This window comes from Phycicoccus sonneratiae (assembly GCF_016887965.1).
In the GTDB taxonomy this organism is placed as follows: Bacteria; Actinomycetota; Actinomycetes; order Actinomycetales; family Dermatophilaceae; genus Phycicoccus; species Phycicoccus sonneratiae.
Genome location: NZ_JAFDVD010000007.1, coordinates 297,532 through 320,339 on the forward strand (window position 1 = coordinate 297,532; position 22,808 = coordinate 320,339).

The following is a 22,808-nucleotide window of genomic DNA, read 5'->3' on the forward strand; positions in this document are numbered from 1 at the left end:
ACCCTTCACGCCGATGCCGAGCTCGCGCTCGCGCATCTCGGTGTAGATGCGGGCGATGTCCTTGCGGACGGCACGCAGCCGGCCGTGGTTGTCCAGCTGGCCGGTGGCCGACTGGAACCGGAGGTTGAAGAGCTCCTCCTTGGCCTTGCGGAGCTCGTCGACGAGGCGCTCGTCGTCGAGGCCCCGCAGCTCCTTGGAGGTCAGGTCCTTGGAACCGACTGCCATCAGAAGTCACCACCCTCACGCCGGACGAAGCGGCACTTCATCGGCAGCTTGTGCATCGCGAGACGCAGGGCCTCGCGCGCGACGTCCTCCGGGACACCGGAGAGCTCGAACATGACACGACCCGGCTTGACGTTCGCAATCCACCACTCCGGCGAGCCCTTGCCGGACCCCATGCGGGTCTCGGCCGGCTTCTTCGTGAGCGGACGGTCCGGGTAGATGTTGATCCAGACCTTTCCGCCACGCTTGATGTAGCGGGTCATCGCGATACGCGCGGACTCGATCTGGCGGTTGGTGACGTAGGCGGGCTCGAGGGCCTGGATGCCGTAGTCACCGAACGCGATGGTCGTACCACCCTTGGCAGCGCCCGAGCGACCCGGGTGGTGCTGCTTGCGGTGCTTGACCCGACGGGGGATCAACATGGTCAGGACTCCTCGGTGCTCGGAGCGGCCGCGGCCTGCTCGGCCGGGGCCTGGGCGGCAGCGGGGGCGTCGGTGCGACGGGCGCGGGCCGGACGGTCGGCGCCGTCACGACGCGGGCCACGACCCTGGCGCGGAGCGGTGGCCTGCTGGGCCGCGAGCTCGCGAGCGGTCATGTCGCCCTTGTAGATCCACACCTTGACGCCGATGCGGCCGAACGTGGTCTTGGCCTCGTACAGGCCGTAGTCGATCTGCGCGCGGAGGGTGTGCAGCGGCACGCGCCCCTCGCGGTAGAACTCGGTGCGGCTCATCTCCGCGCCGCCGAGGCGGCCGGAGACCTGGACGCGGATGCCCTTGGCGCCGGCGCGGGTGGCGGACTGCATGCCCTTGCGCATGGCGCGACGGAACGAGACACGGGCCGACAGCTGCTCGGCGATGCCCTGCGCGACGAGCTGGGCCTCGACCTCGGGGTTCTTGACCTCGAGGATGTTCAGCTGGACCTGCTTGCCGGTGAGCTTCTCGAGCTCGCCGCGGATGCGGTCGGCCTCGGCGCCGCGGCGACCGATGACGATGCCCGGGCGCGCGGTGTGGATGTCGACGCGGACGCGGTCACGCGTGCGCTCGATGTCGACGCGGGCGATGCCGGCGCGGTCCATGCCCGTGGACATGAGCTTGCGGATCGCCACGTCCTCCTTGACGTAGTCGCGGTAGCGCTGACCCTCCTTGGTGGAGTCGGCGAACCAGCGGCTCTTGTGCTCCGTGGTGATCCCGAGACGGAAGCCGTGCGGGTTGACCTTCTGGCCCATCAGCGAGTGCCTCCGTTCGTGGTCTTGGCGGGCTTGGGCGCGACGACCACGGTGATGTGGCTCGTGCGCTTGTTGATGCGCCCGGCGCGACCCTGCGCGCGCGGACGGAAACGCTTCATCGTCGGACCCTCGTCGACGAAGGCCGCGGAGACGACGAGCTCGCGCTCGTCGAAGCGCTCGGCGGTCTGGTCGGCCTTGACCCGGGCGTTGGCGATCGCCGACTCGAGGACCTTGAGGACCTGCTCGCTCGCGCCCTGGGGGGCGAAGCGCAGGACCGACACGGCCTCGGTGGCGTTCTTGCCGCGGATGAGGTCGACGACCCGGCGGGCCTTCATCGGGGTGATCCGCGTGTGGCGGGCGACGGCCCGCGACTCGACGGTGGTGTTCTCGGCGGCCATCAGCGACGACGCCCCTTCTTGTCGTCCTTCACGTGACCCTTGAAGGTGCGGGTCGGTGCGAACTCGCCGAGCTTGTGGCCGACCATCGCCTCGGTGACGAACACCGGGACGTGCTTGCGGCCGTCGTGGACGGCGAGGGTGTGGCCGAGCATGTCGGGCGAGATGACCGACCGGCGCGACCAGGTCTTGATGACGTTCTTGGTGCCCGCTTCGTTCTGGACATCCACCTTCTTCTGCAGGTGGTCGTCGATGAAGGGGCCCTTCTTCAGGCTACGAGGCATTCCAGGCTCCTATCAGCGCTTCTTGCCAGTACGACGGCGACGGACGATGAGCTTGTCGCTCGGCTTGCCGGGGCGGCGGGTGCGGCCCTCGGGCTTGCCCCACGGGCTCACCGGGTGGCGGCCACCGGAGGTGCGACCCTCACCACCACCGTGCGGGTGGTCGACCGGGTTCATGACGACACCGCGGACGGTCGGGCGCTTGCCCTTCCAGCGCATGCGGCCGGCCTTGCCCCAGTTGATGTTCGACTGCTCGGCGTTGCCGACCTCGCCGACGGTGGCGCGGCAGCGCACGTCGACGTTGCGGATCTCACCGGACGGCATGCGCAGCTGCGCGTAGGGGCCGTCCTTGGCGACGAGCTGCACGCGGACACCGGCCGAGCGGGCGATCTTCGCGCCGCCACCGGGCTTGAGCTCGACGGCGTGGATGACCGTACCGGTCGGGATGTTGCGCAGCGGCAGGGTGTTGCCCGGCTTGATGTCGGCGCCCGGACCGTTCTCGATCGTCATGCCCTGCTCCAGGCCGCGCGGCGCGAGGATGTAGCGCTTCTCGCCGTCGGCGTAATGCAGCAGCGCGATGCGCGCGGTGCGGTTCGGGTCGTACTCGATGTGCGCGACCTTCGCGGGCACGCCGTCCTTGTCGTGGCGACGGAAGTCGATCACGCGGTAGGCGCGCTTGTGGCCCCCACCGATGTGACGGGTGGTGATGCGGCCGTTGTTGTTGCGGCCGCCGCTCTTGGTCAGCGGGCGGACGAGGGACTTCTCGGGGGTGGAGCGGGTGACCTCGACGAAGTCGGCCACGCTCGACCCACGACGCCCCGGCGTCGTCGGCTTGTACTTGCGGATACCCATGTCAGTTCAGTCCTGTTCCTCAGGCGCCGGCGCTGCCGAAGATGTCGATCGAGCCCTCGCGGAGGGTGACGATCGCGCGCTTGGTGTCCTTGCGCTTGCCGATGCCGAACCGCGTGCGACGGGCCTTGCCCTTGCGGTTCATCGTGTGGACGGAGTCGACCTTGACGCCGAAGACGTTCTCGACGGCGATCTTGATCTCGGTCTTGTTCGAGCGCGGGTCGACGATGAAGGTGTACTTGCCCTCGTCGAGGAGCCCGTAGGACTTCTCGGACACGACCGGCGCGATCAGGATGTCGCGGGGGTTCTTGCCCTGGCTCACTTCTCGTCCTCCACATCAGCCTTGGCGGCGGCGGCCTTCTTGGCCGGGGCCTTCTTGGCCGGCTTGGCGGCCTCGACCGTCTCGCCGGTGAAGACCTCGTAGGCGGCCTTGGTGAAGACCACGTCGTCGGCGCACAGCACGTCGTAGGTGTTGAGCTGGTCGACCGCGAGCACGTGCACCTCGGCGAGGTTGCGGACCGACTTGAGCGACACGATGTCCGCGCGGTCGAGGACGACGAGCAGGTTCGGGCGCTCGGTGAGGCCGGCGAACAGCTCGCGGGCCGCCTTGGTCGAGGGGGCGTCACCGTTGGCGATCGCCTCGACGACGTGGACGCGGCCGTGGCGGGCCCGGTCGGAGAGGGCACCGCGCAGGGCGGCGGCCTTCATCTTCTTGGGCGTGCGCTGGGCGTAGTCGCGCGGCTGCGGGCCGTGGACGGTGCCACCGCCGGCGAACTGCGGCGCACGGGTCGAACCCTGGCGGGCGCGGCCGGTGCCCTTCTGGCGGTACGGCTTGCGACCGCCACCGCGGACGTCACCGCGCGTCTTCGTCGCGTGCGTGCCCTGGCGGGCGGCGGCGAGCTGCGCGACGACGACCTGGTGGATCAGCGGCACGTTGGTCTGGACGTCGAAGATCTCCGCGGGGAGCGTGACGTCGAGGGTCTTGGTAGCCATGTCAGGCCCCCTTCGCGGCCGAGCGGACGAGGACGACCGCGCCGCGGGGACCGGGAACGGCACCCTTGAGCAGCAGCAGGCCCTTCTCGGCGTCCACGGCGTGGATCGTGAGGTTCTGCGTGGTGTGGCGCACGCCGCCCATGCGGCCGGCCATGCGCATGCCCTTGAACACGCGGCCCGGGGTGGCGCAGCCACCGATCGAGCCGGGCTTGCGGTGGTTCTTGTGCGCACCGTGCGAGGAGCTGACGCCGTGGAAGCCGTGACGCTTCATGACACCGGCGAAGCCCTTGCCCTTGGTGGTGGCGGTGGCGTCGACCGACTGGCCGACCTCGAAGGTGTCGGCGCCGAGCTCCTGGCCGAGCGTGTACTCGCCGGCGTCCGCCGTGCGGATCTCGACGAGGTGGCGGCGCGGCGTGACGCCGGCCTTCTCGAAGTGGCCGGTGAGCGGCTTGGTGACCTTGCGCGGGTCGATGGCGCCGAAGCCGAGCTGGACGGCGGCGTAGCCGTCGGTGTCGGCGGCGCGGACCTGGGTCACGACGTTCGGGCCGGCCTGGATGACGGTGACGGGCACGAGACGGTTGTTCTCGTCCCACACCTGGGTCATGCCGAGCTTGGTGCCCAGCAGACCCTTCTGGGTCTTCGTGGCAGTGGTGGTCATCGCGAGCCTCAGAGCTTGATCTCGATGTTGACGTCAGCCGGGAGGTCGAGACGCATCAGCGAGTCGACGGCCTTGGGCGTCGGGTCGATGATGTCGATGAGGCGCTTGTGCGTGCGCATCTCGAAGTGCTCGCGGCTGTCCTTGTACTTGTGCGGCGACCGGATGACGCAGAAGACGTTCTTCTCCGTCGGGAGCGGCACGGGGCCGACCACGGTCGCACCGGCCCGCGTGACCGTGTCGACGATCTTGCGCGCCGAGCTGTCGATGACCTCGTGGTCATACGACTTCAAGCGGATGCGGATCTTCTGTCCCGCCATCTGACGTTCCCGTCTCTCTACTCGCCGTCCATCTGTCAAAGGCCGGTTCCGTCGGACCTCCGACCCCCGCGGTCGGGCGTGTCGCCCTTGTTCCGCAGTGCGGGTGGCGCACGGTCTCCCGTGCCTCATCCTGGGTTCGGCTGTCCCGGTGGAACCGGGGCCTGGCACTTCGCGAAGCGAGCCGCCCCGCCGACCGGCGGTGCGAGTTCCTCGTCGCGGTGGGCGCAGGCGACCCTCGCGGGTCGCTCACGCACGCCAAGCAACCCCGTTAGTCTGCCAGAGCCCCCGCGCCCTCGCCAAATCGGGCCCTACACCCGCACCGACCCGTCGGTGGGCACCCCGGGAGACATGGCGCGTCGCCGCCGTCTCCATCGCGGCCCGAGGGTCACGAGCGCCACCCCGAGGACGAGGGCGACACCGCCGGTGACGGCCAGCGGCGTCGGCACCTCCCCGTCGGCGAGCCAGGCGGTGACCATCCCCACCGGCGGGACGAGGAGGGTGAACGGCGCGACGTCGGAGGCCGGGTGGCGTTCGAGCAGCCGGTTCCAGATGCCGTACCCGACGAGGCTCGCGAGTACCGCGGTGTAGCCGGTCGAGAGCCAGTTGACGGCGGTGAGGTGGGTGAGCGCCCGCCCGACCTCGGCGGGCCCGTCGACCACGAGGGCGAGGCCGAGCGCGGGCACCGGCACGACGAGGGCCGACCACACCGTGAGCCCGAGGCCGCCGGGCACCCGAAGCCGCCGGACGAGGACGTTGCCGGTGGCCCACGAGAGGGCGGCGAGGACGCAGAGGACGAGCGCGAGGGCCGGCACGCTGCCCCCGCGCCCCAGACCGACGACCCCGAGCCCGACCACGCCGAGCCCCACCCCGAGCAGCTGGACCCGCAGCGGCCGCTCGCCGAGGACGAGTGCCGCGAGACCGACGGTGAGCACCGCCTGGGCCTGGAGCACGAGCGAGGCCAGGCCCGGCGGCATCCCGACGGCGAGCGAGGTGTACATCAGCCCGAACTGCCCGAGGCTCATGCACGCACCGACCGCGAGCACCCGGCGCAGCGGGACGGCGGGGCGGGCGACGAAGGGCAGGGCGAGGAGGACGACCGCGAACCGGAGGGCGACGAAGACCAGCGGCGGGACCCCGGCCAGCCCACGGTCGATGACGACGAAGTTCATCCCCCAGAGCACCATGACGAGGACCGCGGAGAGGGCGTCGCGCAGGGGCATGGCGTCCATCGTCCTCGACCGGACCGTTCAGCACCAGCGATGTTCCCCACCGCGAACCGTGTAGCGTTGCTTCATGATCGACGTCGACCACCTCGTGACCCTCAGCGCCGTCCGCCGGACCGGCTCGATCGGGGGCGCGGCCGCCGACCTCGGGTACACCCCGTCGGCGGTCTCCCAGCAGGTCAAGCGGCTCGAGCGGCGGGTCGGGGGTGCGGTCCTCGAACGGGTCGGCCGCGGGGTGATGCTCACCGAGCTCGGCCGCCACCTCGTCGACGAGGGCGCCGACATCCTCGCCCGTCTCGAGGCCCTGGAGTCCGGGCTCGGGCGGGTCACCGGTGGCCCGGTGAGCGGCTCGGTGCGCCTCGTCGCGTTCTCGACCGCGGTCCGCGGCCTCGTCGCGCCGGCCCTGCGGGCCCTCGCGGGCGCCGAGCCGCTGCTCGACGTCACGGTCGTCGAGCACGACCCCCATGACGCGATCCACCTCGTCGCCTCCGGCGCGGCCGACGCCGCGCTCGTCCACCACTGGGGCGACCTGCCGCTGCCGTTCCCCGAGCACCTCGAGGTCGTCCTCCTCGGCACCGACACCGCCGACGTGCTCGTCCCGGCCGGCCACCCGCTCGCCGGCCGGGGACCGGTCGACGCCACCGCGTTCGCCGACGAGCCGTGGGTCTGCGCCCCCGTGGGCTCGGTCTGCGACGGCTGGCTCACCCACATGTTCGACCTGCACGGCCGGCGGCCCGACGTCCGGCACCGCGCGATGGAGTTCTCCTCCCAGGTCGGGCTCGTCGCCGAGGGCGTCTGCGTCGGGCTCGTCCCCCGGCTCGGCCGCGAGCAGCTGCCGGCGGCGGTCGTGCCCGTCGCGGTCACCGACCCGGTGCCGACCCGCCGGGTGATGATGACCTGGCGGCGGACGATGGCCCCCTCCCCCGCCATCGGCCGGGTCCGCGACGAGCTCGCCCGGGTGGCCGCGGAGCGCTTGGCACCGGCCTGACCTGCGCCGACGGGGGGCGGCGTATCACGAGGGGCGGCCCGGTCTCCTTCGTGGCACTCGGCGGGTCCTCGCCGCCCACCCCACGAAAGGTGCTTCCCATGAGCACGTCACGCATCCTGCGCCGTCCGGCGCTCGGTCTCCTCGGCGCCGTCTGTGCCGGCGCCCTCGTCCTGTCCGCCACCTCCGCGGTGGCCGCCGGCCCGGACTCGCCCAACGGCGTGGCCTCCGGCAAGGCCGCACCCGCCGTCGCGGCGATCTCGGCGGCGTTCCCGCCCGGTTCCGAGCTGCAGTACGTCGCCGTCGCTCCGTGCCGCATCATCGACACCCGCGTCTCCGGTGGCGCGCTCGTCAACGGTCAGCGCACCTTCGACGCGACCCTGGCGAGCTACGCCACCCAGGGCGGCAAGGCCGGCAGCTGCGGCATCCCGGACATCGCCACCTCGGTGCAGCTCAACCTCGGTGCGATCTCGCGCAACGGCACGACGAGCGACGTCCGCGGCTGGGCTACCGGCACGGCCGAGCCCAACGCCTCGCTCGTCAACTACAACCCCTCCGGACCGGTGGCCAACATGGTCAACCTCAAGGTCAACTCCTCCGGGCAGTTCAACCTCAAGACCCCGGGCGCGGCCCACCTCTTCGTCGACGTCGCGGGCTACTACGTCAAGCCCCTCTACGCGGCCGTGAGCTCCGGCGGCTCGATCTACTCGGGCATCTCCTCCGGCGTCACCTCGGTGGCCCGGACCGGCACCGGCAGGTACACGGTGACCTTCGAGCGCGACGTCCAGCAGTGCGCGGCGACGGCCTCGAGCATCACCTGGGCCAACAACCTCGACGTCTCGCCCGACGTGGGCGCGGGCGGCACGAACACCGTGACCGTCGGCATCGCCGACACGTCGAACACGGCCGCCGACGGCTACTTCGTCATCGGCCTCACCTGCTGACCCGCAGGCACGGCGAAGGGCCCGCCCCCCTCTCGGGGAGCGGGCCCTTCGGCTGCCGGGTGACCCGGCGTCAGGTCACTTGTTGATCTTGGTGACCCGGCCGGCGCCGACGGTGCGGCCGCCCTCGCGGATGGCGAAGCGCAGGCCCTCCTCCATCGCGATCGGCTGGATGAGCTCGACGGACATCTCGGTGTTGTCACCGGGCATGACCATCTCGGTGCCCTCGGGGAGCTTCACGACACCGGTGACGTCCGTGGTCCGGAAGTAGAACTGCGGACGGTAGTTGTCGTAGAACGGCGTGTGACGGCCACCCTCGTCCTTGCTGAGGATGTAGACGTTGGCCTCGAACGCCGTGTGCGGGGTGATCGACCCCGGCTTGACGACGACCTGGCCACGCTCGACGTCCTCGCGCTTGATGCCACGCAGGAGCAGGCCGACGTTCTCGCCCGCACGGCCCTCGTCGAGGAGCTTGCGGAACATCTCGATGCCGGTGGCGGTGGTCTTGGTCGCCGGGCCCTCGTGGATGCCGACGATCTCGACCTCCTCGTTGACCTTGAGGATGCCGCGCTCGATGCGGCCGGTGACGACGGTGCCACGACCGGTGATCGTGAAGACGTCCTCGACGGGCATGAGGAACGGCTTGTCGGTGTCGCGCTCCGGCTCCGGGATGTAGGTGTCGACCGCGTCCATGAGCTCGAGGACGGTCTGGCCCCACTCGGCGTCGCCCTCGAGGGCCTTGAGCGCGGAGACCTTGACGACCGGCAGGTCGTCGCCCGGGAACTCGTAGGAGGTCAGCAGCTCACGGACCTCCATCTCGACGAGCTCGAGGATCTCCTCGTCGTCGACCATGTCGGCCTTGTTGAGCGCCACGACGATGTAGGGGACGCCGACCTGGCGGGCCAGGAGCACGTGCTCCTTGGTCTGCGGCATCGGGCCGTCGGTGGCGGCGACCACGAGGATGGCGCCGTCCATCTGCGCCGCACCCGTGATCATGTTCTTCACGTAGTCGGCGTGACCCGGGCAGTCGACGTGCGCGTAGTGGCGCTGCTCCGTCTGGTACTCGATGTGCGCGATGGAGATCGTGATGCCGCGCTGCTTCTCCTCGGGCGCCTTGTCGATGTCGTCGAACGCGAACTGCGGGTTCAGGTCCGGGTACTTGTCGTGCAGGACCTTGGAGATCGCAGCCGTCAGCGTCGTCTTACCGTGGTCGATGTGACCGATGGTGCCGATGTTGACGTGCGGCTTGGTCCGCTCGAACTTTGCCTTCGCCACTTGATGTCCTCCTCAGGACTCTTCTTGGAAACGCACGACCGGGCAGGACGTGGCGTCGTTCTGGGTTGGGTTGATGCTTCTCTCAGCGGAGACCAGCGACCACTCTAGCGGTCACTCGCCCCGGGTCTTCTTGATGATCTCCTCGGCCACCGACTTGGGGACCTCGGCGTAGGAGTCGAACTCCATGGAGTAGTTCGCCCGGCCCTGGGTCTTGGACCGCAGGTCGCCGACGTAGCCGAACATCTCCGACAGGGGGACGACACCGCGCACGATCTTGGCGCCGCTGATGTCCTCCATGGCCTGGATCTGGCCACGGCGGGCGTTGATGTCGCCGATGACCTCGCCCATGTAGTCCTCGGGCGTCCGGACCTCGACGGCCATCATCGGCTCGAGGAGGACCGGCTCGCACTTGCGGACGGCCTCCTTGAGCGCCATCGAGCCGGCGATCTTGAACGCCATCTCCGAGGAGTCGACGTCGTGGGCCGCACCGTCGAGCAGCGTGGCCTTGATGCCGACCAGCGGGTAGCCGGCGAGGACGCCGTACTGCATCGCGTCCTGGATACCGGCGTCGACCGACGGGATGTACTCGCGCGGCACGCGACCGCCGGTGACCTTGTTGTCGAACTCGTAGAGCTCGCCCTCGGCCGTGTCGAGCGGCGCCAGCGCGATCTGGATCTTCGCGAACTGGCCCGAGCCACCCGTCTGCTTCTTGTGGGTGTAGTCGAAGCGCTCGAGGGCGCGCTTGATGGTCTCGCGGTACGCGACCTGCGGCTTGCCGACGTTGGCCTCGACCTTGAACTCGCGCTTCATGCGGTCGACGAGGATGTCGAGGTGGAGCTCGCCCATGCCGGCGATGATCGTCTGGCCGGTGTCCTCGTCGAGGTGCACCTGGAAGGTCGGGTCCTCCTCGGCGAGCTTCTGGATCGCCGTGCCGAGCTTCTCCTGGTCGCCCTTGGTCTTCGGCTCGATGGCCACCTGGATGACCGGCTCGGGGAAGGTCATCGACTCGAGGACGACCGGCGCGTTGAGGTCGCACAGGGTGTCGCCCGTGGTCGTGGCCTTGAGGCCGATGGCGGCGTAGATGTGCCCAGCCATCGCGTCCTCGACCGGGTTCTCCTTGTTGGCGTGCATCTGGAAGAGCTTGCCGATGCGCTCCTTCTTCACCTTGGTGCTGTTGAGCACCTGGGTGCCGGCCGAGATGTGGCCGGAGTACACGCGGATGAAGGTGAGCGTGCCGAAGAACGGGTGCGAGGCGACCTTGAAGGCCAGCGCCGAGAACGGCTCGTCCTTGGACGGCTTGCGCTCGACCTTCTCGTCCTCGTTGCCCGGGGCGTGGCCCTCCATGGCGGCGACGTCGAGCGGCGACGGCAGGTAGTCGACGACCGCGTCGAGCATCGGCTGGACACCGCGGTTCTTGAACGCGGAGCCGCAGAGCACGGGGTAGAGCTCGGAGGAGATGGTCAGCTGGCGGATGCCGGCCTTGATCTCCTCGGGCGTGAGCTCGCCACCCTCGAGGTACTTCTCCATGAGGGTGTCGTCGGTCTCGGCGACGCGCTCGACGAGGTGGTGGCGGTACTCCGCCGCCTTCTCGGCGAGGTCGGCCGGGATCTCCTGGATCTCGTACTTGGCACCGAGGGTGACGTCACCCTTGGCGTCGCCCGGCCACACGAGGGCGCGCATGTAGACGAGGTCGATGACCCCGACGAAATCGTTCTCGGCACCGATCGGCAGCTGGAGCACGAGGGGCTCCGCGCCGAGGCGGTCCTTGATGGTGTCGACGGTGAAGTAGAAGTCCGCGCCGAGCTTGTCCATCTTGTTGACGAAGCAGATGCGCGGGACGTTGTACTTGTCGGCCTGGCGCCACACCGTCTCGGACTGCGGCTCGACACCCTCCTTGCCGTCGAAGACGGCGACGGCGCCGTCGAGGACACGCAGCGAGCGCTCGACCTCGACGGTGAAGTCGACGTGGCCGGGGGTGTCGATGATGTTGACCTGGTGGCCCTCCCAGAAGGAGGTGACGGCCGCGGAGGTGATGGTGATCCCCCGCTCCTTCTCCTGCTCCATCCAGTCGGTGGTCGAGGCGCCGTCGTGCGTCTCGCCCATCTTCCGGTTGACGCCGGTGTAGAAGAGGATGCGCTCGGTCGCCGTCGTCTTGCCGGCGTCGATGTGCGCCATGATGCCGATGTTGCGGACCTTGGTGAGGTCGGTCAGGACGTCCTGTGCCACGTTCGGTGCTCTCGTCTCGTCGCTTCGGGTGGTGCGGTGCGGTGGCTGCCGCGGGTGGCCCGAGGAGCCGGCCGGGTGCGGCCGGGCTCCCCGGGGCGGGTCACCAGCGGTAGTGGGCGAAGGCCTTGTTGGACTCGGCCATCTTGTGGGTGTCCTCGCGGCGCTTGACAGCGGCGCCGAGGCCGTTGGAGGCGTCGAGGATCTCGTTCATGAGGCGCTCGGTCATCGTCTTCTCGCGACGCTGGCGCGAGTAGCCGACGAGCCAGCGCAGCGACAGCGTCGTCGCGCGGTTCGGCTTGACCTCGATCGGGACCTGGTAGGTCGCACCGCCGACGCGGCGGGACTTGACCTCGAGGGTCGGCTTGATGTTGTCGAGCGCGCGCTTGAGCGTCTGGACCGGGTCGGTGCCGGTCTTCTCGCGGCAGCCCTCGAGCGCGCCGTAGACGATGCGCTCGGCGGTGGACTTCTTGCCGTCGAGGAGGACCTTGTTGACGAGCGCGGTCACCAGCGGGGACTGGTGGACCGGGTCGATGACGAGCGGCCGCTTCGGGGCGGGACCCTTGCGAGGCATCAGGCCTTACCCTTCTTCGCGCCGTAGCGGCTGCGCGCCTGCTGACGGTTCTTCACGCCCTGGGTGTCGAGGGCGCCACGGATGATCTTGTAGCGCACGCCGGGGAGGTCCTTCACACGACCGCCGCGGACGAGCACCATCGAGTGCTCCTGGAGGTTGTGGCCGACACCGGGGATGTAGGCGGTGACCTCGATGCCGCTCGTGAGGCGCACGCGGGCGACCTTGCGGAGGGCGGAGTTCGGCTTCTTGGGGGTGGTCGTGTACACGCGGGTGCACACGCCACGGCGCTGCGGAGAGCCCTTGAGGGCAGGGGTCTTGGCCTTGACGGCCTTGTCCTGCCGGCCCTTGCGCACCAGCTGGTTGATGGTAGGCAACCTGGTTCCTTCGTCTCGTCTGGTCAAGCGGCGGCTGCGGTGCCGTCGCTCCTTGTCATGGCCGGTGCTCGACCCCCGCGCTCGGGTGTGTCGCTCCGGCTGCTCCTCCCTGCACTCCCCATGCGCCACCCTCGGGAGGATGGTGTGCGGGGCGCCCGGCAGGAGGTGGGCGAGGCCGGTGGCGCTGCCTCACGGCACCGGTCCCGGCTCCAGGGTCTGGACCTAGCCAGACACAGTGTTCGAGGATACCGGCCCGCGCGGGGCGGTCCAAATCGGTTGCCGGGGTCCTCGTGCTGCTCGTCCACCCTGCTCAACGCGCAGATCCGGGCGGTTTCTTCCCGCCCGGCCGCTCAGAGGACGATGTGCTGGCGTCCGTCGAGGAGCTCGCGGACGGCGTCGAGGTGTCCGGCGTGGGTCGCGGTCTCGACGAGGACGTGGACCACGACGGAGCGCACGTCGGGGAAGGCCATCCCGACCTCGGCCCACCACGGCTCGGTACGGGCCGGCGGGGCGTCGAGGTCGGTGGCGGCGAGCACGTCGTCGGCCGCGGCGACCGCGGCCCGGTACGCGGCGAGGACGTCGGCGGCCGGCTCGTCGGGACCGACGACCCAGTCGGCGTTCTCGCCCTCGGGGAAGAAGTCGAGCGGCCCGCCGGCGACGACCACCTCGAACCAGTACCGCTCGTCGGAGAGGGTGAGGTGGCGGACGAGGCCCAGGCAGCTCCACCCCGAGGGCAGGACCGGCCGCCGCAGCTGCTCGTCGTCGAGCCCGTCGAGCTGGTCGAGCACGTGCCGCCGCACGCCGGAGAGGCGGCCGAGCAGGGCGGTCCGCTCCGCAGCGCTCACGCCGTCGCCTCGGCACGCTCGAAGGCCGGTGCGTACCGGAACGGGCCGGCCAGCTCGGGGCGCCAGGCCCGCAGCGTGAGCACCTGGAAGTACTCCTCGCCCCACGGCCCCGGCGAGCCGACGCCGTGCCGCGCCGCCGGCTCGAAGCCGAACGCGCCGTAGTAGCCCGGGTCGCCGAGGAGGACGAGGCTCGGCTCGGCCCGCTGCTCGGCCGTCGCGACGACCGAGGCCACGAGGGCCGAGCCGATGCCCTGCTGCTGGTGGTCGGGCCGCACGGCCAGCGGTCCGAGCCCGACCGACTCCCCCGCGCCCATCGACGCCCGGCTGCAGACGACCGAGCCGACGACCTCGCCGTCGAGCTCGGCGACGAAGGTCAGCGCCGGCAGCACGTCGTCGTCGGCGCGGAGCCCGTCGACGATCGCGACCTCGACGGAGCCGTCGGAGTACTCGGTGCCCGCGAAGGCCACCTGGACGAGGTCGCGGACCGCGGCGACGTCCTCGGGCCGTTCCGGACGGATGACGAGGTCGCGGCGCATGCCCTCATCCTCCCCCGGGCAGCGGCGCGCGCGCGAACGAGTACAGGGCGTAGTCGAGGTCGCGGCCCTCGCGGTGCACCGTCAGGACGACCTCGTCGACGACGTCGCCGGGCTCGGCGACCGTCCGGAGGGCCGCGAGCAGCCCGGGGGCCCGGTGCGAGGACCAGACGACGAGCAGCCCGCCGACGGCGAGGGCGGCCCGGGCGGTGGCGAGCGCGGGTGACCGGTAGAGCGCCGCGTTGCCGGCGTGGACGAGGAAGTCCGGCCCGTTGTCGACGTCGAGGAGCACGAGGTCCCACGGCCCGGGCGGTCCCGCGCGGCCGGCGAGGACGGCGGCGACGTCGGCGACGTGAAGGGCGCACCGGGGCCCCTCGAGACCCGCGAGCTCGGGGGCCAGTCCCTGCCGAGCCCAGGCGACGAGCGGGCCGGCGAGCTCGGCGACGTCGACGTGGGCGACCCGCGGGTCGTCGAGGACCGCGCGCGTCGTGAAGCCCAGCCCGAGCCCGCCGACGAGCACGCGGCGGGGTGCGGGGTGCCGGCCCAGCGCCTCGGTGGCGAGGACGACCTCGGTGGAGGTGTCGACGGTGTCCATCGCGAAGACGCCGTCGACGACGAGCTCGAGGACGTCGCCGCGGCGGCGCAGGGCCACCTCGCCGTGGGCGGTGTCCGCGCGGGCCAGCGTCACCGGGGGCTCGTCCATGCCCGCCACCCTAGGCACGGACGACGCGCGGTCAGGCCGGGGCCGTGACCCGCGGGGCCGTCGGTGCGGTCAGCTCGCGGAACCCCCCGAGCGCGAGCACGGCGGCGGCGGGGAGGAAGAACACCCCGATGCTCAACAGGGCCAGCACGGTGAGCACCCCGTGCAGCAGGACGGCGAGCAGCCGCAGCATCCGCCACGGCGCCGCCCACGCGAGGAGGCCGAGCCCGAGGAGGAGCCCGAGCGGGAGGAGCGCGCCGGGGCCGTTGACGGCGAGCAGCGTCGCCGAGCCCGGACCACCGGACCCGTCGCCGGAGTAGAGCGGGAGGACGAGGCAGGCGAGCACGGCCAGCAGGTCGAGGGCCGCGCCGGCCGCCAGGAGTCGTCGGTGTCGCACGAGCCCATCGTCCTCCCGGCCCTACCCCCCGTCCAGCACCCCGGAACGCCGACGGGCGGGCACCCGGTGGTCTCCCACCGTGGTGCCCGCCCGTGCGGCGTGCGGCGACTCAGAGCCGGTCGAGACCGAGCTCGCTGTCGTCGAGGCGGACGGCCTCGCCGGACCCCGGGCCGAACGAGAACGCGTAGTCCTCGTAGTTCGGCATGGAGTACATGGCGGCCTTGGCCTCCTCGGTGGGCTCCACCGCGATGTTGCGGTAGCGCGGCAGGCCGGTGCCGGCCGGGATGAGCTTGCCGAGGATGACGTTCTCCTTGAGGCCGAGGAGGGAGTCGGACTTGCCCTCCATCGCCGCCTCGGTGAGGACGCGGGTGGTCTCCTGGAAGGAGGCCGCCGACAGCCACGACTCGGTCGCGAGCGAGGCCTTGGTGATGCCCATGAGCTCGGGACGACCCGAGGCCGGCTTGCCGCCCTCGGCGACGACGCGACGGTTCTCCTCCTCGAAGCGCCCGCGCTCGGCGAGCATCCCCGGGAGCAGGTCGGCGTCGCCCGACTCGATGATCGTGATCCGGCGCAGCATCTGCCGGACGATGACCTCGATGTGCTTGTCGTGGATCGACACACCCTGCTGGCGGTAGACGTTCTGCACCTCGTCGACGAGGTGCTCCTGCGTCTTGCGCGGACCGAGGATGCGCAGCACCTGCTTGGGGTCGATCGACCCCTGCGTCAGCTGCGTGCCGACCTCGACGTGCTGGCCGTCCTGGACGAGCAGGCGGGCCCGCTTCGTCACCGGGTAGGCGTGCTCGTCGGAGCCGTCGTCCGGCGTGAGCAGGATGCGACGCGCCTTGTCGGTCTCCTCGATCGTGACGCGGCCGGAGGCCTCGGCGATCGGCGAGACACCCTTGGGGGTGCGCGCCTCGAAGAGCTCGACGACACGCGGCAGACCCTGGGTGATGTCGTCACCGGCCACACCACCGGTGTGGAAGGTCCGCATCGTCAGCTGGGTGCCGGGCTCACCGATGGACTGGGCCGCGATGATGCCGACGGCCTCGCCGATGTCGACGAGCTTGCCGGTGGCCAGCGAACGGCCGTAGCACTTCGCGCAGGTCCCGACCTTGGAGTCGCAGGTGAGGACCGAGCGGACCTTGACCGAGTCGACGCCGGCCGCGAAGAGCGCGCCGATGACGACGTCCCCGAGGTCGATGCCGGCCTCGGCGAGGACCTCGCCGTCGCTGACGACGTCCTCGGCGAGCGAGCGCGCGTAGACCGAGGTCTCGACGTCGTCGTGGACCGCACGGTTGCCCGTGCGCTCGTCGGTGGCGGCGATGGGCATCGGCAGGCCGCGCTCGGTGCCGCAGTCGTCCTCACGGATGATGACGTCCTGCGACACGTCGACGAGGCGACGGGTGAGGTAGCCCGAGTCGGCGGTGCGGAGCGCGGTGTCCGCGAGGCCCTTGCGGGAGCCGTGCGTCGAGATGAAGAACTCGAGGACGGTGAGGCCCTCGCGGAAGTTCGCACGGATCGGCCGCGGGATGATGTCGCCCTTCGGGTTCGACACCAGGCCACGCATGCCGGCGATCTGGCGCAGCTGCATCCAGTTACCGCGAGCACCCGAGGACACCATCCGGAAGATGGTGTTGTTCCGCGGGATGTTGGCCTCCATCTCCTTGGCGACCTCGTTCGTGGCCTGCGTCCAGATCTCGATGAGCTCCTGGCGACGCTCGTCGTCGGTGATCAGACCGCGCTCGTACTGCGTCTGGACCTTCGTGGCCTTGGTCTCGTAGCCGTCGAGGATCTCGAGCTTGCGCGGGGGCGTGACGACGTCGGAGATGGCGACCGTGGTGCCGGACCGGGTGGCCCAGTGGAAGCCGTACTCCTTGAGCGCGTCGAGGCTCGCCGCGACCTGCACCTTGCTGTACCGCTCGGCGAGGTCGTTGACGATCGTCGACAGGCGCTTCTTGTCGACCTGGTCGTTGACGAACGGGTAGTCCTCGGGGAGCGTCTCGTTGAAGAGCGCGCGACCGAGGGTCGTCTCGAGGGTCAGCGTCTCGACGAACCCGTCGGCGTCGGCCTCGACACCCTCGGGCAGCTCGGACAGCGGCGTCGGCACGAGGTGCTCGAGCCGGATCCGGACCCGCGAGCCGAGCTCGATCTCGCCGGCGTCGAAGGCCATCCGCGCCTCCGACGGGCCGTTGAAGACCCGGCCCGCGCCCTTGCCGTCCTCGACCTCGGAGGTGAGGTGGTAGAGGCCGATGATCATGTCCTGGGTGGGCATGGTCACGGGGCGGCCGTCGGCCGGCTTGAGGATGTTGTTCGAGGACAGCATGAGGATGCGGGCCTCGGCCTGGGCCTCCGCCGACAGCGGAACGTGCACGGCCATCTGGTCACCGTCGAAGTCCGCGTTGAACGCGGTGCAGACGAGCGGGTGGATCTGGATGGCCTTGCCCTCGACGAGCTGCGGCTCGAAGGCCTGGATGCCGAGGCGGTGCAGCGTGGGTGCACGGTTGAGGAGCACCGGGTGCTCGGTGATGACCTCCTCGAGCACGTCCCAGACGACCGGGCGCTGGCGCTCGACCATCCGCTTGGCGGACTTGATGTTCTGGGCGTGGTCGAGGTCGACGAGCCGCTTCATGACGAACGGCTTGAAGAGCTCGAGGGCCATCTGCTTGGGCAGGCCGCACTGGTGCAGCTTGAGCTGCGGGCCGACGACGATGACCGACCGGCCGGAGTAGTCGACGCGCTTGCCGAGCAGGTTCTGGCGGAACCGGCCCTGCTTGCCCTTGAGCATGTCGGACAGCGACTTCAGCGGACGGTTGCCGGGGCCCGTGACCGGGCGGCCGCGACGACCGTTGTCGAAGAGGCTGTCGACGGCCTCCTGGAGCATCCGCTTCTCGTTGTTGACGATGATCTCGGGCGCGCCGAGGTCGAGCAGTCGCTTGAGGCGGTTGTTCCGGTTGATGACCCGGCGGTACAGGTCGTTGAGGTCGGAGGTCGCGAAGCGGCCACCGTCGAGCTGCACCATCGGGCGCAGGTCCGGCGGGATGACCGGGATCGCGTCGAGGACCATGCCGGACGGCTGGTTGGTCGTCGTCTGGAAGGCGCTGACGACCTTGAGCCGCTTGAGGGCACGCGTCTTGCGCTGGCCCTTGCCGGTGGCGATGATCTCGCGCAGCGCCTCGGACTCGGCCTCGAGGTCGAAGGTCTCGAGCCGCTTCTGGATCGCCGCGGCACCCATGCCGCCCTCGAAGTAGAGGCCGAACCGGTCGCGCATCTCGCGGTAGAGGACCTCGTCGCCCTCGAGGTCCTGGACCTTGAGGTTCTTGAAGCGGTCCCAGACCTGCTCGAGCCGCTCGACCTGCTGATCGGCGCGCCGGCGGATGGCGTTCATCTCGCGCTCGGCGGAGTCGCGGACCTTGCGCTTGGCGTCGGACTTGGCGCCCTCGGCCTCGAGCGCGGCGATGTCGGACTCGAGCTTCTTGGCCCGGGCCTCGACGTCGGCGTCGCGGCGGTTCTCGATCTCCTTCTTCTCGACCTGGATCTGGGCCTCGAGCGACGGGAGGTCGGCGTGCCGCTGGTCCTCGTCGACGGAGGTGATCATGTACGCCGCGAAGTAGATGACCTTCTCGAGGTCCTTCGGGGCGAGGTCGAGCAGGTACCCGAGGCGGCTCGGGACACCCTTGAAGTACCAGATGTGGGTGACGGGCGCGGCGAGCTCGATGTGGCCCATCCGCTCACGACGCACGGCCGCGCGGGTGACCTCGACGCCGCAGCGCTCGCAGATGATGCCCTTGAAGCGGACCCGCTTGTACTTGCCGCAGGCGCACTCCCAGTCACGAGTGGGGCCGAAGATCTTCTCGCAGAAGAGGCCGTCCTTCTCGGGCTTGAGGGTGCGGTAGTTGATCGTCTCGGGCTTCTTGACCTCACCGTGGCTCCAGGCACGGATGGAGTCGGCCGTCGCGAGGCCGATCCGGAGCTCGTCGAAGAAGTTGACGTCGAGCACGTGGTTCCTTCTCTCGTTCTAGCGAAATCTGTGGTCTGACCGGTGTGAGTCGGGCCGGGTCACCTGTCAGACCTCTTCGACGCTGCTCGGCTCGCGCCGGGACAGGTCGATGCCGAGCTCCTCGGCGGCGCGGAAGACGTCGTCCTCCGCCTCGCGCATCTCGATGGTGGAGCCGTCGCTGGACAGCACCTCCACGTTGAGGCAGAGCGACTGCATCTCCTTGATGAGCACCTTGAAGGACTCGGGGATGCCGGGCTCGGGGATGTTGTCTCCCTTGACGATCGCCTCGTAGACCTTGACGCGGCCGTTGACGTCGTCGGACTTGATCGTCAGGAGCTCCTGGAGCGCGTAGGCCGCGCCGTACGCCTCAAGGGCCCAGACCTCCATCTCACCGAAGCGCTGGCCACCGAACTGGGCCTTACCGCCGAGCGGCTGCTGGGTGATCATCGAGTACGGACCCGTGCTGCGCGCGTGGATCTTGTCGTCCACGAGGTGGTGCAGCTTGAGGATGTACATGTAGCCGACCGAGACCGCCTCCGGGAACGGCTCGCCGGAGCGGCCGTCGAAGAGCCGGGCCTTGCCCGTGCCGTCGATGAGGCGGACGTCGTCGCGGGTCTTGCGCGTGCTGTCGAGCAGACCGACGATCTCGTTCTCGCGGACACCGTCGAACACCGGCGAGGCGACGCGGGTGCCGGCCGGGGCCTGGCGCGCGTCCTGCGGGATGAGCTCGGCCCACTCGGGCGTGCCCTCGATCTCCCAGCCCCGGCTGGCGGCCCAGCCGAGGTGCAGCTCGAGGATCTGTCCGACGTTCATGCGGCCGGGGACACCGAGCGGGTTGAGCACGACGTCGACCGGCGTGCCGTCCTCGAGGAAGGGCATGTCCTCGACCGGGAGGATCTTGGAGATGACGCCCTTGTTGCCGTGGCGGCCGGCGAGCTTGTCGCCGTCGGTGATCTTGCGCTTGTTCGCCACGTAGACGCGGACCAGCTGGTTGACGCCCGGGGGCAGCTCGTCGCCCTCGTCCTTGTCGAAGACCTTGACGCCGATGACGGTGCCGGTCTCGCCGTGGGGGACCTTGAGGGAGGTGTCGCGGACCTCGCGGGCCTTCTCGCCGAAGATCGCGCGGAGCAGGCGCTCCTCGGGGGTCAGCTCGGTCTCGCCCTTGGGCGTGACCTTGCCGACGAGGAGGTCGCCGTCGCGGACCTCGGCACCGATCCGGATGATGCCGCGCTCGTCGAGGTCGGCGAGGACGTCCTCGCTGACGTTCGGGATGTCGCGGGTGATCTCCTCCGGGCCGAGCTTGGTGTCGCGGGCGTCGACCTCGTGCTCCTCGATGTGGATCGAGGAGAGGACGTCGTCCTGCACCAGGCGCTGGCTGAGGATGATCGCGTCCTCGTAGTTGTGGCCCTCCCACGGCATGAACGCCACGAGCAGGTTGCGCCCGAGCGCCATTTCGCCACCGTCGGTGGCGGGACCGTCGGCGATGAGCTGGCCGGCCTCGACCCGCTGCCCCTCGTCGACTCGGACGACCTGGTTGTAGCTGTTGCCCTGGTTGGACCGGTCGAACTTCGCGATCCGGTAGGTGCGGGTCGTGCCGTCGTCACCGGCGACGGTGACGAGGTCGGCGGAGACCTCGGTGACGACGCCGGCCTTCTCGGCGACGACGACGTCACCGGAGTCGACGGCGGCGCGGAACTCCATGCCGGTGCCGACTAGCGGGGCCTCGGCCCGCACGAGCGGGACGGCCTGGCGCTGCATGTTCGAGCCCATGAGGGCGCGGTTGGCGTCGTCGTGCTCGAGGAACGGGATCAGCGCGGTGGCCGCGGAGACCATCTGGCGCGGGGAGACGTCGATGTAGTCGACCTCGTCGGCCGGCACGTACTCGACCTCGCCGCCCTTGACGCGCACGAGGACGCGCTCGTGGGCGAACGTGGCGTTGTCGTCGGCGAGCGTGGCGTTCGCCTGCGCGATGACGTGCTCGTCCTCCTCGTCGGCCGAGAGGTAGTGCACCTCGTCGGTGACGACACCGTTGGTCACCTTGCGGTACGGGGTCTCGATGAAGCCGAAGGAGTTGATCCGCCCGTAGGACGCGAGCGAGCCGATGAGGCCGATGTTCGGGCCCTCAGGGGTCTCGATCGGGCACATGCGGCCGTAGTGCGACGGGTGGACGTCGCGGACCTCCATGCCGGCGCGGTCGCGGGAGAGGCCACCCGGGCCGAGGGCCGACAGACGCCGCTTGTGCGTCAGGCCCGCGAGCGGGTTGTTCTGGTCCATGAACTGGGAGAGCTGGCTGGTGCCGAAGAACTCCTTGATGGACGCCACGACCGGGCGGATGTTGATGAGCGTCTGCGGCGTGATCGCCTCGACGTCCTGGGTGGTCATCCGCTCGCGGACGACGCGCTCCATCCGGGACAGGCCCGTGCGGACCTGGTTCTGGATGAGCTCGCCGACGTTGCGCAGGCGACGGTTGCCGAAGTGGTCGATGTCGTCGGTCTCGACGCGCACGTCGACGGCCTCGCCGCGGCGCTGGCCCGGGAGGGTCTCCTCGCCGGCGTGGAGGGCGACGATGTACTTGATCGTGGCGACGACGTCCTCGATGGCGAGCGTCGAGTGGCTCAGCTCGCTGTCGAGGCCGAGCTTCTTGTTGATCTTGTACCGGCCGACCTTGGCCAGGTCGTAGCGCTTGCCGTTGAAGTAGAGGTTGTCGAGCAGGGTCTGCGCGGCCTCCTTGGTCGGCGGCTCGCCCGGACGCAGCTTGCGGTAGATGTCGAGCAGCGCGTCGTCCTGGTCGGTGGTGTTGTCCTTCTCCAGGGTGAGCCGCATCGACTCGTAGTCGCCGAACTGCTCGAGGATCTCGGCCTCGGACATGCCGAGGGCCTTGAGCAGGACGGTGACCGACTGCTTGCGCTTGCGGTCGACGCGGACGCCGACCATGTCGCGCTTGTCGATCTCGAACTCGAGCCACGCACCGCGGCTCGGGATGACCTTGGCCGAGTAGACGTCCTTGTCGGAGGTCTTGTCCGGCGTGCGCTCGAAGTAGACGCCCGGGCTGCGGACCAACTGGGAGACGACGACGCGCTCGGTGCCGTTGATGATGAACGTGCCGCGCTCGGTCATCAGCGGGAAGTCGCCCATGAACACGGTCTGGCTCTTGATCTCGCCCGTGGTGTTGTTCATGAACTCCGCGGTGACGAACAGGGGCGCGGAGTAGGTCTGGTCGCGCTCCTTGCAGTCCTCGATCGAGTACTTGACGTCCTCGAAGCGGTGGTCGCGGAAGCTCAGCGACATCGAGCCGCTGAAGTCCTCGATGGGCGAGATCTCCTCGAAGATCTCCTCGAGGCCGGAGCGCTCGGGGACGTCGTCACGACCGGCCTCGAGGGCGGTGGCGACGCGCTCCTGCCAGCGCTCGTTGCCGAGGAGCCAGTCGAAGCTCTCGGTCTGGAGGGCCAGGAGGTCGGGGACCTCGAGGGGCTCCCGGATCTTGGCGAAGGACAGACGGCCCGAAGCCGTCCGGGCGGAGTTCATGGGGTTCGACGTGGTGCGCGAGGCAGCCAAGGAGAGTTCCTTCCACGGGCCTGGTCGTAACTGCGGGCTGGCCGCTCCCGACCCCACCGATCACCGTGGACACGTCCCGCCGCGGGTCTCCCGGGACAGCCGGGGGCATGGCGGTGGAACGGCTCATCGACGAGCGGGGGAAGGTTAGGGGCAGCGCAAAGAGATAGCATACCCGAAGAAGGCAGCACCGTCCAACCGCGTCAAGCCCTGCGGCTCCCGGTGCGGCCGACCCGCGTGAGCGGGCGA

Annotated in this window: 22 protein-coding genes and 1 pseudogene; 2 read left to right on the top strand and 21 right to left on the bottom strand. The window is 70.1% G+C overall.

All coding sequences use genetic code 11. The annotated features are described in order from the left end of the window. Window positions 1-12: 12 nt before the first annotated feature. The 11 genes and pseudogenes from rpmC to JQN70_RS06950 all read right to left on the bottom strand — a co-directional run. Window positions 13-225, bottom strand: a pseudogene (gene rpmC / locus JQN70_RS06900) (50S ribosomal protein L29); the annotation flags it as partial. Then, entirely contained in the window at window positions 225-644 is a 420-nt protein-coding gene (gene rplP, locus JQN70_RS06905; protein ID WP_166118030.1) for a 50S ribosomal protein L16, read from the bottom strand. The gene rplP and the pseudogene rpmC, both read right to left, overlap by 1 nt. Before the next feature lie 2 nt (window positions 645-646). Continuing rightward, window positions 647-1,447 (bottom strand): 30S ribosomal protein S3, encoded by an 801-nt coding sequence (rpsC, locus tag JQN70_RS06910; RefSeq protein WP_166118028.1) that lies wholly within the window; start codon window positions 1,445-1,447, stop codon window positions 647-649. Next, entirely contained in the window at window positions 1,447-1,845 is a 399-nt protein-coding gene (gene rplV / locus JQN70_RS06915) for a 50S ribosomal protein L22 (RefSeq protein ID WP_204130578.1), read from the bottom strand. Before rplV ends, rpsC begins: the two co-directional genes overlap by 1 nt. Next, window positions 1,845-2,126 carry a 30S ribosomal protein S19 gene (gene rpsS / locus JQN70_RS06920; protein WP_055815489.1) on the bottom strand — a complete coding sequence of 94 codons (282 nt, stop codon included), beginning with the start codon at window positions 2,124-2,126 and terminating at the stop codon, window positions 1,845-1,847. Before rpsS ends, rplV begins: the two co-directional genes overlap by 1 nt. A gap of 12 nt (window positions 2,127-2,138) precedes the next feature. Beyond that, window positions 2,139-2,975: a 50S ribosomal protein L2 gene (gene rplB, locus JQN70_RS06925; RefSeq protein ID WP_204130579.1), complete on the bottom strand. Its 837-nt coding sequence runs from the start codon at window positions 2,973-2,975 to the stop codon at window positions 2,139-2,141. Between the two features lie 19 nt (window positions 2,976-2,994). Beyond that, window positions 2,995-3,294 (bottom strand): 50S ribosomal protein L23, encoded by a 300-nt coding sequence (gene rplW, locus JQN70_RS06930; protein WP_166118022.1) that lies wholly within the window; start codon window positions 3,292-3,294, stop codon window positions 2,995-2,997. Further along, window positions 3,291-3,965 (bottom strand): 50S ribosomal protein L4, encoded by a 675-nt coding sequence (rplD, locus tag JQN70_RS06935; RefSeq protein WP_204130580.1) that lies wholly within the window; start codon window positions 3,963-3,965, stop codon window positions 3,291-3,293. The genes rplW and rplD overlap by 4 nt, the downstream gene beginning before the upstream one ends. 1 nt (window position 3,966) lies before the next feature. After that, window positions 3,967-4,623, bottom strand: coding sequence for a 50S ribosomal protein L3 (gene rplC / locus JQN70_RS06940; RefSeq protein ID WP_204130581.1), 657 nt, complete (start codon window positions 4,621-4,623; stop codon window positions 3,967-3,969). Window positions 4,624-4,631: 8 nt separating this feature from the next. Further along, a complete protein-coding gene (rpsJ, locus tag JQN70_RS06945) occupies window positions 4,632-4,940 on the bottom strand; it encodes a 30S ribosomal protein S10 (RefSeq protein ID WP_012867945.1) in 309 nt (102 codons plus the stop codon). 308 nt (window positions 4,941-5,248) lie between these two features. Further along, window positions 5,249-6,160: an EamA family transporter gene (locus tag JQN70_RS06950; protein ID WP_204130582.1), complete on the bottom strand. Its 912-nt coding sequence runs from the start codon at window positions 6,158-6,160 to the stop codon at window positions 5,249-5,251. A 73-nt stretch (window positions 6,161-6,233) separates the two neighbouring features. Between JQN70_RS06950 and JQN70_RS06955 the strand changes: the two genes are divergently transcribed. Both JQN70_RS06955 and JQN70_RS06960 read left to right on the top strand, forming a co-directional pair. Continuing rightward, on the top strand, window positions 6,234-7,151 hold the full coding sequence (locus tag JQN70_RS06955) for a LysR family transcriptional regulator (protein WP_204130583.1): 918 nt from the start codon (window positions 6,234-6,236) through the stop codon (window positions 7,149-7,151). A gap of 98 nt (window positions 7,152-7,249) precedes the next feature. Next, entirely contained in the window at window positions 7,250-8,092 is an 843-nt protein-coding gene (locus JQN70_RS06960) for a hypothetical protein (protein ID WP_204130584.1), read from the top strand. 75 nt (window positions 8,093-8,167) lie between these two features. On the opposite strand, the gene tuf is transcribed toward JQN70_RS06960, so the two are convergent. The 10 genes from tuf to rpoB form a co-directional block, all read right to left on the bottom strand. Further along, window positions 8,168-9,364 carry an elongation factor Tu gene (gene tuf, locus JQN70_RS06965; RefSeq protein WP_204130585.1) on the bottom strand — a complete coding sequence of 399 codons (1,197 nt, stop codon included), beginning with the start codon at window positions 9,362-9,364 and terminating at the stop codon, window positions 8,168-8,170. A 111-nt stretch (window positions 9,365-9,475) separates the two neighbouring features. Beyond that, window positions 9,476-11,590 carry an elongation factor G gene (gene fusA, locus JQN70_RS06970; protein ID WP_204130586.1) on the bottom strand — a complete coding sequence of 705 codons (2,115 nt, stop codon included), beginning with the start codon at window positions 11,588-11,590 and terminating at the stop codon, window positions 9,476-9,478. A 100-nt stretch (window positions 11,591-11,690) separates the two neighbouring features. Then, window positions 11,691-12,161 (bottom strand): 30S ribosomal protein S7, encoded by a 471-nt coding sequence (rpsG, locus tag JQN70_RS06975; RefSeq protein WP_204130587.1) that lies wholly within the window; start codon window positions 12,159-12,161, stop codon window positions 11,691-11,693. Further along, window positions 12,161-12,535, bottom strand: a complete 375-nt coding sequence (rpsL, locus tag JQN70_RS06980; RefSeq protein ID WP_204130588.1) for a 30S ribosomal protein S12 — start codon at window positions 12,533-12,535, stop codon at window positions 12,161-12,163. The genes rpsG and rpsL overlap by 1 nt, the downstream gene beginning before the upstream one ends. A gap of 350 nt (window positions 12,536-12,885) precedes the next feature. Continuing rightward, the gene (locus JQN70_RS06985) at window positions 12,886-13,380 is read right to left on the bottom strand and encodes a mycothiol transferase (protein WP_204130589.1); all 495 of its coding nucleotides are present in this window, start codon (window positions 13,378-13,380) and stop codon (window positions 12,886-12,888) included. Continuing rightward, entirely contained in the window at window positions 13,377-13,916 is a 540-nt protein-coding gene (locus JQN70_RS06990) for a GNAT family N-acetyltransferase (RefSeq protein WP_204130590.1), read from the bottom strand. Before JQN70_RS06990 ends, JQN70_RS06985 begins: the two co-directional genes overlap by 4 nt. Window positions 13,917-13,920: 4 nt before the next feature. Beyond that, complete coding sequence (locus JQN70_RS06995) at window positions 13,921-14,616, bottom strand: polyamine aminopropyltransferase (RefSeq protein ID WP_204130591.1); 696 nt, start codon at window positions 14,614-14,616, stop codon at window positions 13,921-13,923. Between the two features lie 31 nt (window positions 14,617-14,647). Further along, a complete protein-coding gene (locus JQN70_RS07000; RefSeq protein ID WP_204130592.1) occupies window positions 14,648-15,010 on the bottom strand; it encodes a hypothetical protein in 363 nt (120 codons plus the stop codon). A gap of 109 nt (window positions 15,011-15,119) precedes the next feature. After that, the gene (locus JQN70_RS07005) at window positions 15,120-19,007 is read right to left on the bottom strand and encodes a DNA-directed RNA polymerase subunit beta' (protein WP_204130593.1); all 3,888 of its coding nucleotides are present in this window, start codon (window positions 19,005-19,007) and stop codon (window positions 15,120-15,122) included. A 66-nt stretch (window positions 19,008-19,073) separates the two neighbouring features. Beyond that, window positions 19,074-22,562, bottom strand: coding sequence for a DNA-directed RNA polymerase subunit beta (gene rpoB / locus JQN70_RS07010; RefSeq protein ID WP_204130594.1), 3,489 nt, complete (start codon window positions 22,560-22,562; stop codon window positions 19,074-19,076). Between the last annotated feature and the right edge of the window lie 246 nt (window positions 22,563-22,808).

Excerpts from the sequence above, each read along its gene's own strand:
- JQN70_RS06995 (WP_204130591.1), bottom strand. The coding sequence starts at position 14,616 with ATGGACGAGCCCCCGGTGACGCTGGCCCGCGCGGACACCGCCCACGGC.
- JQN70_RS06990 (WP_204130590.1), bottom strand. The coding sequence starts at position 13,916 with ATGCGCCGCGACCTCGTCATCCGTCCGGAACGGCCCGAGGACGTCGCC.
- rplD (WP_204130580.1), bottom strand. The coding sequence starts at position 3,965 with ATGGCTACCAAGACCCTCGACGTCACGCTCCCCGCGGAGATCTTCGAC.
- rplP (WP_166118030.1), bottom strand. The coding sequence starts at position 644 with ATGTTGATCCCCCGTCGGGTCAAGCACCGCAAGCAGCACCACCCGGGT.
- rpsG (WP_204130587.1), bottom strand. The coding sequence starts at position 12,161 with ATGCCTCGCAAGGGTCCCGCCCCGAAGCGGCCGCTCGTCATCGACCCG.
- rplC (WP_204130581.1), bottom strand. The coding sequence starts at position 4,623 with ATGACCACCACTGCCACGAAGACCCAGAAGGGTCTGCTGGGCACCAAG.
- rplV (WP_204130578.1), bottom strand. The coding sequence starts at position 1,845 with ATGGCCGCCGAGAACACCACCGTCGAGTCGCGGGCCGTCGCCCGCCAC.
- JQN70_RS06950 (WP_204130582.1), bottom strand. The coding sequence starts at position 6,160 with ATGCCCCTGCGCGACGCCCTCTCCGCGGTCCTCGTCATGGTGCTCTGG.
- rplB (WP_204130579.1), bottom strand. The coding sequence starts at position 2,975 with ATGGGTATCCGCAAGTACAAGCCGACGACGCCGGGGCGTCGTGGGTCG.
- rpsJ (WP_012867945.1), bottom strand. The coding sequence starts at position 4,940 with ATGGCGGGACAGAAGATCCGCATCCGCTTGAAGTCGTATGACCACGAG.
- JQN70_RS06955 (WP_204130583.1), top strand. The coding sequence starts at position 6,234 with ATGATCGACGTCGACCACCTCGTGACCCTCAGCGCCGTCCGCCGGACC.
- rpsC (WP_166118028.1), bottom strand. The coding sequence starts at position 1,447 with ATGGGCCAGAAGGTCAACCCGCACGGCTTCCGTCTCGGGATCACCACG.
- rpsS (WP_055815489.1), bottom strand. The coding sequence starts at position 2,126 with ATGCCTCGTAGCCTGAAGAAGGGCCCCTTCATCGACGACCACCTGCAG.
- JQN70_RS06960 (WP_204130584.1), top strand. The coding sequence starts at position 7,250 with ATGAGCACGTCACGCATCCTGCGCCGTCCGGCGCTCGGTCTCCTCGGC.